Annotated in this window: 11 protein-coding genes and 4 pseudogenes; 11 read left to right on the forward strand and 4 right to left on the reverse strand. The window is 43.7% G+C overall.

Annotation, left to right across the window (positions count from 1 at the left end):
- Positions 1-2: 2 nt before the first annotated feature.
- From aroE to aroB, 3 genes are read left to right on the forward strand one after another with little or no spacing between them, the layout of a single operon-like run.
- Positions 3-860 (forward strand): shikimate dehydrogenase, encoded by an 858-nt coding sequence (aroE, locus tag BR63_RS16100; RefSeq protein ID WP_034425930.1) that lies wholly within the window; start codon positions 3-5, stop codon positions 858-860.
- Positions 861-862: 2 nt separating this feature from the next.
- Positions 863-2014, forward strand: a complete 1152-nt coding sequence (gene aroC / locus BR63_RS16105; protein ID WP_034425933.1) for a chorismate synthase — start codon at positions 863-865, stop codon at positions 2012-2014.
- A gap of 23 nt (positions 2015-2037) precedes the next feature.
- Entirely contained in the window at positions 2038-3129 is a 1092-nt protein-coding gene (gene aroB / locus BR63_RS16110; protein WP_034425935.1) for a 3-dehydroquinate synthase, read from the forward strand.
- A gap of 31 nt (positions 3130-3160) precedes the next feature.
- Here aroB and BR63_RS16115 read toward each other — a convergent pair whose 3' ends face one another.
- Positions 3161-3478, reverse strand: a complete 318-nt coding sequence (locus BR63_RS16115; protein WP_034425938.1) for a hypothetical protein — start codon at positions 3476-3478, stop codon at positions 3161-3163.
- Between the two features lie 317 nt (positions 3479-3795).
- Between BR63_RS16115 and BR63_RS16120 the strand changes: the two genes are divergently transcribed.
- The 7 genes and pseudogenes from BR63_RS16120 (at position 3796) to vapC (ending at position 8747) form a co-directional block, all read left to right on the forward strand.
- The gene (locus tag BR63_RS16120; protein WP_051966310.1) at positions 3796-4107 is read left to right on the forward strand and encodes a transposase; all 312 of its coding nucleotides are present in this window, start codon (positions 3796-3798) and stop codon (positions 4105-4107) included.
- Between the two features lie 223 nt (positions 4108-4330).
- Positions 4331-5568: pseudogene (locus BR63_RS16125) on the forward strand (IS110 family RNA-guided transposase).
- Between the two features lie 663 nt (positions 5569-6231).
- Positions 6232-6867: pseudogene (locus BR63_RS16130) on the forward strand (IS1634 family transposase); the annotation flags it as partial.
- A gap of 49 nt (positions 6868-6916) precedes the next feature.
- A pseudogene (locus BR63_RS16135) lies at positions 6917-7234 on the forward strand (transposase); the annotation flags it as partial.
- 340 nt (positions 7235-7574) lie between these two features.
- On the forward strand, positions 7575-7739 hold the full coding sequence (locus tag BR63_RS16140) for a hypothetical protein (protein WP_153802206.1): 165 nt from the start codon (positions 7575-7577) through the stop codon (positions 7737-7739).
- A gap of 376 nt (positions 7740-8115) precedes the next feature.
- Complete coding sequence (gene vapB / locus BR63_RS16145; protein ID WP_034426058.1) at positions 8116-8343, forward strand: type II toxin-antitoxin system antitoxin VapB; 228 nt, start codon at positions 8116-8118, stop codon at positions 8341-8343.
- 2 nt (positions 8344-8345) lie between these two features.
- A complete protein-coding gene (gene vapC, locus BR63_RS16150) occupies positions 8346-8747 on the forward strand; it encodes a type II toxin-antitoxin system tRNA(fMet)-specific endonuclease VapC (RefSeq protein WP_034426056.1) in 402 nt (133 codons plus the stop codon).
- Between the two features lie 238 nt (positions 8748-8985).
- Here the strand turns inward: vapC and BR63_RS16155 are convergent, their stop codons facing one another.
- The 3 genes and pseudogenes from BR63_RS16155 to BR63_RS16165 form a co-directional block, all read right to left on the reverse strand.
- Positions 8986-9678 carry an HNH endonuclease gene (locus BR63_RS16155; protein ID WP_034426054.1) on the reverse strand — a complete coding sequence of 231 codons (693 nt, stop codon included), beginning with the start codon at positions 9676-9678 and terminating at the stop codon, positions 8986-8988.
- 206 nt (positions 9679-9884) lie between these two features.
- Complete coding sequence (locus BR63_RS16160) at positions 9885-10217, reverse strand: TIR domain-containing protein (RefSeq protein ID WP_207724815.1); 333 nt, start codon at positions 10215-10217, stop codon at positions 9885-9887.
- A gap of 767 nt (positions 10218-10984) precedes the next feature.
- Positions 10985-12248, reverse strand: a pseudogene (locus BR63_RS16165) (IS3 family transposase).
- Between the two features lie 350 nt (positions 12249-12598).
- On the opposite strand from BR63_RS16165, the gene BR63_RS20035 reads away from it, so the two are divergent.
- Positions 12599-12769 carry an IS3 family transposase gene (locus tag BR63_RS20035; protein WP_420825507.1) on the forward strand — a complete coding sequence of 57 codons (171 nt, stop codon included), beginning with the start codon at positions 12599-12601 and terminating at the stop codon, positions 12767-12769.
- Positions 12770-12959 lie beyond the last annotated feature (190 nt).

Below are 12959 nucleotides of genomic sequence, written 5' to 3' on the forward strand. Positions count from 1 at the left end.
AGATGCTTGAGGTTAACGGTAATACCAAAATATATGTCCTTCTGGGTAACCCCATTGCTCAAACCCTTTCCCCTGCTATGTACAACGCTGCTTTTCGGGCTCTTCAGGAAAACAGGCTCTATATTGCCTGTAAAGTAGAGGAAGACGGTTTGGAAGAGGCTGTCAAGGGTTTAAAGGCTTTAGGCATTATGGGAGGAAACGTTACTGTTCCCTTTAAGGAAAAAATTATTCCCTTTTTGGATGGCATCTCTGAAGAAAGTCGCTTAATAGGGGCGGTGAATACTCTCTATTGCCGGGAAGGGGAACTATGGGGGACCAATACCGATGGAGCCGGTTTTTTGAAGGCCTTAAAGAAGGTAGATCCCCGGGGGGTGGAAGGACGGCGAGTCCTTATGCTGGGCGCTGGTGGTTCGGCCCGGGCCGTGGCGGTTACCCTTGCTATGGCAGGCGCCAAAGAGATCAATATTATTAACCGTACCTTAAGTAAAGCCCAGGAGATCATGGAGATAGTTTATGGTCTTGACTGCCGGGGTCAGGCCCTGGGGTGGGATGATAAAAGTATTAAAGAGGCAGTCCAGGAAAGTGATTTTATTATTAATACCACTTCTCTGGGAATGGTGCCCCGGGTGGAGGAAATGCCTCCCTTGAATCCTGACTGGTTCAGGCCTTCACAATGGGTGATTGACCTTATTTATAAACCGAAAGAAACCTTGTTTTTACGGGAAGCCAGGATAAAAGGCTGTCAGACTCTTAATGGCCTGGGGATGCTTCTGGAACAGGGAGTACTGGCTTTTGAACAGTGGTCCGGGCTGAAGCCCCCTGTGGAGGTAATGGCCCGCGAACTGGAGAGGTGGGTATAGAGATGCTGCGCTATTTATCAGCCGGGGAATCCCATGGTCAGGCTCTTACCGCGATTATCGAGGGGTTGCCGGCGGGTTTAAAGATACACAAGGAAAATATTGATGAGCTATTAAAGAGGCGCCAGGGCGGCTACGGCCGGGGCGGGCGTATGGCCATAGAACAGGACCGGGTGGAGTTTCTTTCCGGCTTGCGTGGCTCCCTGACTCTGGGGAGCCCCCTAACTTTACTGATACGCAACAAGGACTGGGAGAACTGGCAGGAGATTATGGCCCCCGGTGATGGGGCTCTCCTTACTGAAAGAGTGGTAACCAAACCCCGCCCGGGTCATGCTGATTTGCCCGGTGCCCTGAAGTACAGGCAGCGGGACATCCGCAATATCCTGGAAAGGGCCAGTGCCAGGGAAACGGCGGTCAGGGTGGCCGTGGGTGCCGTAGCCCAGGAACTGCTGGCTGCCTTTGGCATTAGGGTTCAGGGGCAGGTAGTAGCCATTGGCCCGGTACGGGGGGAAGCATCCGGTAAGATAATGGGACGTGAGCTATACGATAATCCATTTTATTGCCCGGACAATAATGCTGCGGAAGCCATGAGAGAGGCCGTTGACCAGGCCAGGAAAGAAGGTGACTCCCTGGGTGGTGTTTTCCAGGTTATCGTGGAAGGAGTTCCGCCTGGCTTAGGTTCCCATGTCCAGTGGGACCGGCGTTTGGACGGACGGTTGGCCCAGTCTCTTATGAGTATTCCTGCCATCAAGGGTGTAGAAATCGGCCTGGGTTTGGAAGGGGCTGTTTTACCGGGCTCTCAGGTTCATGACGAGATTCATTATTCACCGGAAAGAGGTTTCTATCACCGGACCAACCACGCCGGAGGGCTGGAAGGTGGCATTACCAACGGGGAAAATATCGTGATCAGGGCGGCTATGAAGCCCATTCCCACCCTGCTTTCTCCCTTAAACAGCGTGGATATCCTCAGCAAAGAACCCTTCCAGGCCGCTGTAGAACGTTCTGATGTCTGCGCAGTCCCTGCCGCGGCTATTGTGGGCGAGGCTGCTGTAGCCTGGGAAATCGCTGTGGCCCTTTTAGAAAAATTCGGTGGTGACCACCTGGAAGAAATGCTGGTTAATTATAACCATTACCTGGAATACCTGAAAAAGTGGTAGTTTGACAATAGGTGGCGATGTGTGTGGCAAGAAAGGTTCCTGTGAATTTGGGCGAGAGAAGTTATACCATCACTATAGGCTATGAGATTTTAGAGGAATGTACCGCGGAACTTGGTACTTTTCCCCTGGAAAAAGAAGTGTTTTTGCTTTCTGATAGGGAAGTGCACAAGTATTATGGTTCCTCCTTGGAGACACTGATTGCTGACCAGGGCTTTAAAGTGAGAACCTACCTGATGCCTCCCGGAGAAGAAGCTAAATCATGGGAGCAGGCAGGAGAAATCCTGGAGAAAATGCTGGAAGGGAATCTGGGCCGCAAAGCCCCTGTCCTGGCCTTAGGCGGCGGTGTGGTGGGGGACATAGCCGGATTCGTAGCGGCCCTCTACCGCAGGGGCGTACCCTTCATCCAAATCCCCACTACCTTGCTGGCCCAGGTGGACAGCAGTGTGGGGGGAAAAGTGGCCGTCAACCATCCCCTGGGGAAGAATATGCTGGGTACCTTTTATCAACCTTTAGCTGTCTGGGCCGATTTACGGACTCTGGATACGCTGCCGGATAATGAATGGCGGGCAGGCCTGGCGGAAGTGGTGAAATACGGTATCATCTGGGATGAGGCTTTTTTTGAGTTTCTCGAAAACCATACCCTGGAGATTTTGCGGCGTGACCCCTCTGTCTTACCGGAAATGATCGAACGATGCTGTCAAATCAAAGCTGAAGTAGTCGGCCGGGATGAAAAAGATGAGGGGTTACGAAACATCCTGAATTTCGGCCATACCCTGGGCCATGCCCTGGAAAGTGCGACCCATTACAAAGAGTACCGGCACGGGGAAGCCGTAGCCATTGGTATGTACGGTGCTATGGAACTGGCCTACGCTTTGGGTATGATTGAGAAAGATGTGGTAACACGAGTTAAGGATATCCTGGAACTATGGGAACTTCCAATACGTTTTCCTGCTAAGTTCCTGGAAACAGTTATCCAGAACCTGATTTATGATAAAAAGGTCTCTGACAAAAAAGTTTTATTCATTCTTCCTACTGCTATCGGTAAAGTGGAGATGGTAAGGGATATTCCTCAGGATATAATCCGCCGTGTGGTACAAGAAAATCTGATATTATAAATAAAAGACAACTGACCTGCCGGAAAGCAGGTCAGTTGTCTTTATAGCGCTTTCTTTTTTTGCCGTAAATATCCATAAACATTACCAGGTATCCGGCCAGGAATGAGATGGGGATACCGGAGGCAATCAGGATCCCTGTCCATTTGGTGCCCAATAGATCATAAAGGAGGAAGGGGATGATTAGGAAGATGATGAAGCCACCCAGGAACGTTATCCAGAACTTTGTCTCCGCCTTTTTATAATGCTCTACATGCTTCTTTGGTATAGTATTGCGGCAGGACGGGCATCTGCTGGTATTTGTAGTGATAGGCTCCTTGCACTGGGGGCAGGTTAATTTAACTCCAAACATAAATCTCTCCTCCAGGTTATGAAAAGATTTAGTTGGTGTTAAAGTTCGCCGCGATTCTGTAAATTCCTCTCTGGAAGTAACAAAAGTATATCGCTGGATAATAAATCATATTGTGTTCTACGACAAGGGGGTAAAACAAGAATACAATTAAGGGAAAATACATACCAAAAACGACAAAATATGTCATTTTTTCCCAAGGATAATTACAGGAATATGTAGAATAATCATTTTAAATTTGGGTAATTGCGGAAAGAATAGGGACGGTTCTCGTGACACGATTTTGCTGTTTTGAGCAAAGGTAGAAGGTGTGAGAGATTATGCCCAGGAGACCAAGAACATACAGTGAAAGCAAAGTATATCACATTATGACCAGAGGAAACGAAAAGAAGAATTTGTTTTATGACAGAGAGGATAGAGAGAAGTTTCTCAATATTATCATGAGGAAGAAAACAGAAGAGGCTTTCTGTTTATATGCTTATTGCCTTATGGATAACCATATTCATCTTCTGATAAGAGAGAATTTGGATAGTATTTCTACCATAATGAAAAAGTTAAACACGGCTTACGCAATTTATTTTAATAAAAACCACCCATGCCTAGAAGGCACAACCAATTATGAAAATATGTAGAAGTGATTACAATGGTCTAATTTTCTGCTACATTGGAATTATCAGGGACAAAGGTTGATTGTATTTTGATGGTATAACCTCGACTAAAAACCTAACCTGATTGCCTTTGAGCACGGCCAATTGTCGCCCCTTGTTTTTAAGGACTTGGGAACAGCACGGGTACTAAACTCCATATTTTCTCGGGCAATCATCCCTGAAATCCATTGGAGCAGGAGTGAGTCGTATGCAAGACATTCTGGAAATTTGTTGTGGTCTTGATGTCCACAAGGAAACTGTTGTCGCCTGCTTATTAAAAGGCAATGTTGACGGGGAACCAGTTAAAACCATCCGCACTTTTTCCACCCTTCTTGCTGGACTTGATGAACTAAAAGCCTGGCTGGAAGAGGAAAACTGCCGGAATGTGGCTATGGAAAGTACTGGTGTTTATTGGCAGCCTGTATATAACGTACTGGAAGAAGCCTTTGACGGCAGTATGGTTTTGATTGTTACCAACGCCCGGCACATGAAGAATGTTCCTGGCAAAAAGACCGACATGAAGGACGCTGAATGGATAGCCACTCTCTTGCGTGCCGGATTGTTAGAAGGAAGTTTTATCCCCTCGAAACCTATCCGGGAACTCCGTAATCTGACCCGGTACCGTAAAAGCATCGTCGAGGAAATTACTTCCCAGAAAAATCGGATTGAAAAGCACTTACAAAGCTGCGGCTTTAAGCTGTCAACATTTCTCACCGATATATTCGGCGTATCAGGCCGAGCAATTATAGATCACCTTTGCTGCTACGGGAAGATATCTGCCCGCGAAGTAGAAACATTTGTAAAGGGGCGCGCTAAGAGCAAGCTCCATGAGATCAAACAGGCTGTCAATGGTAAAATGGATGTTCACCAAAGGGAGTTCCTCAAGCTTTTGCTAGGGTGGCTGGATCAGCACTACGAGCATCTTCACCAGGTAGAGCAAAAGCTTGAGGAAAAACTCAAGCAATATCAAAGACAACTGGAGCAACTGGACGGCATCCCGGGGATTGACAAAACCGCCGCTGCTGCAATCTTGGCGGAAATCGGCATTGATATGAGCCGATTCAAAACCGCGGAACATATCTGTTCCTGGGCGGGCTTAAGTCCTGGTAATAATGAAAGTGCAGGAAAAAAAAGTCCACCCGTACCACCCATGGCAACACCTATCTAAAACGAATCCTTTGCGAAATTGCCTGGTGCATCACCCGAATACGCGATAGCTATTTATCGTCTTGGTACTGGAAGATAAAACAACGCCGCGGGGCCAAGAAAGCTCTCATTGCATTAGCCAGAAAGCTCCTCGTGATCATTTACAACTTATTGAAGAAAGATGTTGACTACGACGAGACATCCTTTGAAAAAGCTAAACAAAAACAGGAAAAATTCCGTGTAAAAAGAATTATTGCCGAAGCTAAAAAACTCGGTCTGGAGGTGAGAGAAGTCCAGTAAGCTGTCTAACAGTTATATCCTCCAGAAGGATTAATCCGTCAGATGCATGAACTTGCATCTGCTAGTTCGTTATTGTCTTTTTTGCCTTACAAGCATATTGATTATTTGATAGGGTTATTTTCGTACTAAATACAGACGGGTGGGCCACGTATTTCAAGACAGGTACAAGAGTGAGACAGTTTTGAATGATAGCTACCTATATTAAATCTTGTTAGGTATATTCATAATAATCCAGTTAAGGCTGGTATAGTACCAACCGCTGCCTGTTATCAATAGAGCAGTTATTCCTCATATATTAACGACGGTAGCGAATCTCTCATTAACAAGAATGAAGTACTAGAACTTTTTTCTCCGAATCCCACAAAAGCTCTACAGGTATTTATCGATTTTCATGAACAGGCCGACAGTAACAAGTATTTAGATATAGAGCAGGAAAATACTACGCTTGACGAGGAAGACATTAAATCAACTATAAATAGATATCTTAAAGAACGTGGAATTGAGGAAGCAAACTTAATAGATGGTACCCTTAGAAAAGAGCTAATAAAATATCTTAGTTATGAGAAAGGGTTATCAATCGTAAGGTTGCGGATATTCTTGGAATTAATAGAGGAGTAGTACAGAGAACCCTCGTATCAACAGAACCGTCCCTACGACACAAAAATGATGGTCCGTAACCCGGCAGAAGCTAAACGGGACGCGGCTACCCGCGAGAAACATTTGGAAAAATTGACCCAGGAACTGGCTAAACTGAAAGACCTAAACGGTGAGGCCCATACCAAGGCCCATTGCCGACTTTACAGCCACCAAGTCTACAAACGCTACCTAAAGATGGATAAGCACGGTAACCTGAAAATTGATCGTCAGGCAGTAAAAGAAGCAGAGCGACTGGACGGGAAATATTTGATCCGTACCTCTGACGATACCCTTTCTGCAGAAGACATTGCACTAGGATACAAACAGCTTATGGATGTTGAAGCCGCGTTCCGAACCCTGAAAACGACGTTAGACCTTCGTCCTGTCTACCACCGCAAGGATGAACGCATTAAAGCTCATGTCCTTCTCTGCTGGTTAGCCCTGTTGTTAGTCCGTCTGGCTGAAGTGGAAACTAAACAGACCTGGCGAAGCCTGCGGATGGAGTTAGAAAAAATGCATCTGATTGAATACGAATCGGTAGACGGACGGGTATGGCAAAGGACTGAAACAACCGAGGAACAGGACGGTATTTTTTCAGCTCTCAAAATTGATGAACCCCCGAGAATATGGCACATTGCCCCTCGAACGACTAAAAAATTGTAGACATACGCGAAGTTATCCACAAGTGTTTCAAAGCCTTGACCCGCCTGGGATGGCGGGGATTTTTGTGCCTACGCATTGTCGAAAGCGAGATAAAGATTCCGGTATAGCAGCTTTGCTGGAATCCGTATTGAACCAGATTTTGCAGGCACAAGCCACCGAACAACTGCAAGCCGAGCCGTACGAACGTACTGCTGAAAGAAAAGGATACCGTAATGGCTCATATCCTCATCAACTAACCACCCGGGAAGGAACCATTACCCTGCGTGTGCCGCGTTTTCGCAATGGCCAGTTTTCTACCGAAATGTTTGCCCGGTATCAACGCAGCGAGCAAGCTCTGGTGTTAGCCCTAATGGAGCCGGTAAAAAATATCTTGATATGGATGAGTACTTACAGTGGCAGAAAGAGCAAAAACAAAGCTTTAACAAAAACAATATCGTTACCCTTGAACACTGCTTAATGACCAATTCCAGCTAAGCCAGGTGACTGTCAAGGGTCCACAAAGCGGAGGCTTAGCCTTTACCCTTGACTGGCAACTGGCGTGCTGGACAATCTATGCGGCGGTGTTCAGGTTACTCTAACTGAGGAATTTTACACATAATTTTGGACTTGATCAAAAAAAAGAGAATAACCATTTTTACTTGTACATCATAGTATATTTTAAGACCACCGGGTGGTCAGGCAATTCATTATGAAAGGAGGAATTCAAAGTGGGATGTGATAAGGAAAAGAAATGCAATTGCTGCATAGAAATTGAAGACAGTATTGTTGTGATTGTTTGTGGTGAAATCGAAATCGACAAGTTCAGAGATTGCATAAATACAGTTTTAGAAGTAAAAGATAAAAAGAATTTTGGTTATTCGCCAAAAGCGTAGATATTCTCATATCCGCTCATTATAAATCTGCTCAAGAATAAAGGATTTGCCTACATCCCTGTGGTGCTGCACATATAAACATGCAGTATTCACAGGGCATTTTTATACCCTCGCTCCTGTTCAGAAAGAAGAAAGAATAGGGACGGTTCTCGTGACACGATTTTGCTGTTTTGAGCAAAGGTATAGGGGGTGAGAGGTTATGCCCAGGAGACCAAGAACATACAGTGAAAGTAAAGTATATCACATTACTAATCCGCGCCCTTGCGGGAGCGCAGTGTTAGTCGATCGTGGTGGTGTCTTCATTACGTTTACTTTATTTGACAATAAGAGTATTTAGGTATATACTATGATATATACCTAGTTAGAGGTGATTACTTTGGATATTGCAAAAATCTTCTTTAACGGAAGAAGTCAGGCTGTTAGATTACCCAAAGAATATCGGCTAGAAGGTTCCGAAGTTTATGTCAAGAAAATTGATGATGTCGTACTTTTGATTCCCAAAGACAGCGCCTGGAAAACACTTGAATCTAGCTTAAACTACTTTTCCGATGATTTTATGGCTGAAAGAAACCAACCCGAGATTGAGAAACGAGAAGGCTTGTAACTATGAGATACATGCTTGATACCAATATCTGCATCTACATCATCAAGAAGAAACCAGTTCAGGTCTTCCAAATATTCAATGCTCTTAAAGTTGGCGACGTATGTATCTCCTCAATTACTCTAGCAGAACTACAATACGGTGTTTATAAAAGTCAGTTTCCGGAGCGAAACAAACTCGCCCTGGTAAATTTCCTAGCACCAATCACCATTCTTCCTTTTTCTGACCGAGCTTCAGTTTTGTATGGCCATATCCGAGCTGGTCTTGAAAAACGAGGTCAAATTATCGGTGCATACGATCTAATGATTGCAGCTCACGCACTTTCTGAGGACTTAATCCTGGTTACAAATAACACTAAAGAATTCAGCAGAATACCAAATCTGCCCCTTAAAAACTGGGCTGAGTAATCAGTCCTTTTTTTGCCACCATGTCGACTGACGAAGTCGTGTTCCCGACGTCACCCGGCCTTAAGACGATGGCTGAGCTTTAGAGTTGCTTGCAACTCTTAGCGAAGGTGAGCCGAGTCCGCCGGTCTTGGGCTCAGGGGATGTGGCGCGGCACGCTCCAGCCTCACCCAAAATCAAGCTCCCGCAGCCCTGCTAATCCGCGCCCTTGCGGGAGTATAGTGTTAGACGCAGTACCGGTTTATTCAATCTTATCGTGTTTCGCTAAATTATGTCTTGCGCACAGAAGTTGAATGTTTTCGGCAACCAATGACGATCCACCCTTTGAATAAGGAATAATATGATCAAAATGAAGATTCTCTGAACTGCCACAAATGACACACTTTCCTTTATCTCTTTTCCAAACTGCTAACTTTACCTCTGAAGGAATTATTCTCCCGTGTTCCAACTCATCATCCTGTTTTTTCTCTGGTATTAGCTCGTTCACCAGTTCTAATCTAAATTTAAACACTTTTCGTGCATTACTTTCTTCAAGCCAGGCATCGACCAATTTGAATATACCATTGTATACCCAAATCCCGTCTCTTAACTTCTCATATACCTTCACTCTTTCAGCAGGTTGTATTCCTCTCTTGTACTTTTGGGCAGCTTCAAAAAATTTGCCGTTTTCAGTAAGGGATCCACTTGGAGTAAACATCTCTTGGTCAACTTTCTTTGGATTAGGTCCATCTTTTCTGTTTGGTATATCATGACCCTCATAAATTAATATTTTTCCATTTTCCTCAATTCTATCTGCATACGGTGCCCCTGGCCTTACACTCATGAGAATTATTGATGTTTTACCTCTCAACCTGAAATTCATACCTCTTTGAAGGTTAATCCCTTCCTCCATACTCATCTCAAGATATGAAATAATATCACCAGGTCTTGGCATGGATTTAACCTCCTAATTATAGGTATTGCGTCTAACGGTCCCGGCTTTACGACGCCCTTGCGCCCTAAGGCGATGACCGAGTCCTGCCGGTCTTGGGCGCAAGGGTGTGGCACGCACTCTTCAGCCCCGCTCAAAATCCAACCCGCGTTGAACCCGCTTACCGCGCCCGATGCGTGAAGCCATTGTTAGCCGAAGTACAGATTAATCTAAAGTTTAGATACAGATATATGAATCCATTGTTTCTCCATTTCTTTTGCTAATACAACTCCTGCTTCTTTTTCCAAATTTTCGTTAAAAGGAATATATATTAGACCTTGTATATCTGAAGGACGTTCCATTTTACTAGGGTTTTTAATTAGTATTGCCACTTTTGCCCTTCCTAGTTTTGATAGTAACATTCCCAACTCCAACACTACGTTTTGCCTTGCACGATATGTCTTTTCATCGGGGTGATTTGCCCTATGCCCTTCATCGTCTGGTGTTGCTAAAACAACTGCAAAATTTACTTTCCCTGTATAATTTTCAAGTTTTTCTATAATTGTCTAACCTTCTGAAGGCAACTGATCAAGTATTAAAGGTTCTATTTCCCATCTCCTAAGCATGATTCTTTTACCATAGTGTGACTTGTTCGAATCTCTAGAATAGCTTCAATTTCGCTTTTATTCTTACCTTGAACATTATAAGTTCCCTTATCATAACAGTTAATTACATTTCAGTTAGTAAGTCTTATCTGATCTCCTGTGTCATTTCCAAGTCTTCTAATCTCTTCGATCTCATAATCTGATGCAACTAATCTTTCAATAATTTCCTCTTTTTTCATCTTTAAACCTCCTTCAGTGGATCCGTATTTCGGCTAACGTATCATAGGCTAGGCGAATTCGCGATAGCTGGCGCGATTTTTCCTACACCTTTTACACCTTTCAATCTATTAGCAAAAATCGTGACAGCCGCGAGTTGGGTGGAGCGTAGCGAAACTGCTTAGCAGGGTGTTAGACGATGTGGGCCTTTGTCCATTTATGTCCGTCGTAAATGGTGCGAATTCTCTTGGTAAGACCTCGGGCTGACCCCCTAAAATTGGAGAATAGCTACTTGATTCTTTCTCACTAACAGTAAGGCTATAATCTTCTACCAAATGGTAAATAATGCCATACAATACTTTTAAAACGGCTGCCTATCCAACCTCACCCAATTTTAGCCGCCTTCCTTATGTTGTCAAGGGCAAGGGCTAAAGCCTGCTTCGCACCCTTGACACCAATTGCGGAAGCCTGCTTTTTCGTTGCTAAGGTTGGCTAGGAGGATAACAGTATTAGGCGATAAGAGGTTGTACTGACCCTGTGAATTGCCCTTTTGTAAAGGCCTTGTAAAACTCATTAGGAGCCATATACTTTATACCGCTATGTCTACGCCTATTGTTGTAGTAATCAATATATTCACTAATAGTCCGATATACTTCCATAAAGCTGTCAAATTCATGGCGACTGTAGCATTCATCCTCTAGGATAGAGTGGAATGACTCTATATAGGCATTCATATTAGGTGTTTTGACAGGAATTCTTTCATGCTCGATATTCCATTTATCACAAGTTTCCTTAAACAGTTTAGCAATGAATTGGGGCCCATTGTCCGTTCTTATCACCGGCATTTTCACACCGGGAGTTAAGTTGCGTTTTTTAAGGGCATTTATAAGTACCCTGCAGGCATCCTTTGCTGTGGCGCTTAATCCTACATGGTAACCTACTATTGATCTATCAAATACATCTATGGCTGAAAGTTGGAAGAAAAATTGACCGGTCCCGGCAATATAGCCATATTTTATATCCATTTGCCAGAGCTGGTTAGGACCTGTTATTTTTTCTCGCTTAGCAAGCTTCTTAGGACGCTTGGGATATATTTTTCGTTGAGGACGTAAAATATCAAGTTCTTTGCAAAGCCGGTAAACTTTCTTATGGTTGATTATCAACTTATAATCTTCTTTCAAACAAATGCCAAGCTTTTTGTATCCATAGGGAAAACCATCGCGGTTATAAGCTCACAAAGTTATTCTTTGATAAGTTCATCCGGTATCTTTTCTCCCTTTTTGTTCAGTGAATAGCCTGGTATTTTACGTCCCGTCTGCTTTTTTGTTAATGCTTGTTCCTCTCTGCTTTCTTTTGTGATGTTGTAGTAATAGGTGGATGCAGCCAGACCGACAGAGTTGAGAACAGTAGTTGTATTGTATCCCTTTTCAATCCACCTCTTAGCAATGGCAACTCTGCCGGTTACCGAGGGTTTTTACAATCCATCAAATCCTTTAGAATTGCCAATTGTAATTCTTTCTCGGCAAGAAGACGTTTTAGTCTATCATTTTCTGTACTTACTTCTTTAAGCTGTTTTTCCATGGCTTTGTACCGTTCTTCTTTTGCTTTGGGCAGAGGTTTTACCGAACCTCTTTGGCGTTGTTTTTTCAGCCAGGTATGGATAGTAGTTGTTGCTATCTCATGCCTTCGGGCCACTAAGGCTACATTGCCTGTCTCCTGACATTCTTTTAGAATTTGCTCTTTAAATTCATGACTGTACTGATTTTTTGTCACTCTTATTACCCCCTACTTAAATACTAACATATAAGTGCATTTTCTCCAAAAGTTCTAGGGGGCTAAATAGCAACCTCACCGATGCTCTAAGTAGGATTATCCAACCCCGCTGCTGTTTCTTCTAAGCTCGAACAAAACTCATCTTTACCTACATTCAAGGCATTGCTTGCTTCCAACTTCTTAGGATCAAATGGGATTTCAACTACTATAGGGCGATCACTATGCACTGCTTTTCCAAATACACCAGGGCCTGTCTAAGTGTCTTAAATACTGGGTTAATACTTCCAAAGCAACTTAGAGATAACATAGTATATCGATTTTTCCTACCTTTGGCCTGACGGATATGAATCATATTTCGAGATTTGTCTATATCCTACAGTTTCAAACGAACCACCTCACCCACACGAAGACCAGAAGAGTATATTGAGACATTCTACAATGCCAGACGACTGCACAGTGCCCTGGGATATATGTCCCCTATAGAGTTTGAAAGGCATTACAGAAAATCTCTGGCGGCCTAGCTTACACAAAGAAAAACTAGTAAAAAGCTGGGATAGGTCTCTGTCGACCCTATTAATGGAAATATATGGATATAACCTGGGTTATATTCAGAATATTATACTTATTGCCCCAGAAGAGCAAAAGTTAAAATACAAAGAATTCCTTTTTTATAAAATAATGAGTAATTCTAAGAAAAGAGGAGAAAAACAC

The sequence above is a fragment of the Thermanaerosceptrum fracticalcis genome (assembly GCF_000746025.2).
Classification (GTDB): Bacteria; Bacillota; Peptococcia; order DRI-13; family DRI-13; genus Thermanaerosceptrum; species Thermanaerosceptrum fracticalcis.

What these genes read in the sequence shown, in the direction of transcription:
- aroE (WP_034425930.1), top strand. Translation starts at nt 3, where the DNA reads ATGCTTGAGGTTAACGGTAATACCAAAATATATGTCCTTCTGGGTAAC.
- aroC (WP_034425933.1), top strand. Translation starts at nt 863, where the DNA reads ATGCTGCGCTATTTATCAGCCGGGGAATCCCATGGTCAGGCTCTTACC.
- BR63_RS16115 (WP_034425938.1), bottom strand. Translation starts at nt 3,478, where the DNA reads ATGTTTGGAGTTAAATTAACCTGCCCCCAGTGCAAGGAGCCTATCACT.
- BR63_RS16120 (WP_051966310.1), top strand. Translation starts at nt 3,796, where the DNA reads ATGCCCAGGAGACCAAGAACATACAGTGAAAGCAAAGTATATCACATT.
- vapC (WP_034426056.1), top strand. Translation starts at nt 8,346, where the DNA reads ATGAGATACATGCTTGATACCAATATCTGCATCTACATCATCAAGAAG.
- BR63_RS16155 (WP_034426054.1), bottom strand. Translation starts at nt 9,678, where the DNA reads ATGCCAAGACCTGGTGATATTATTTCATATCTTGAGATGAGTATGGAG.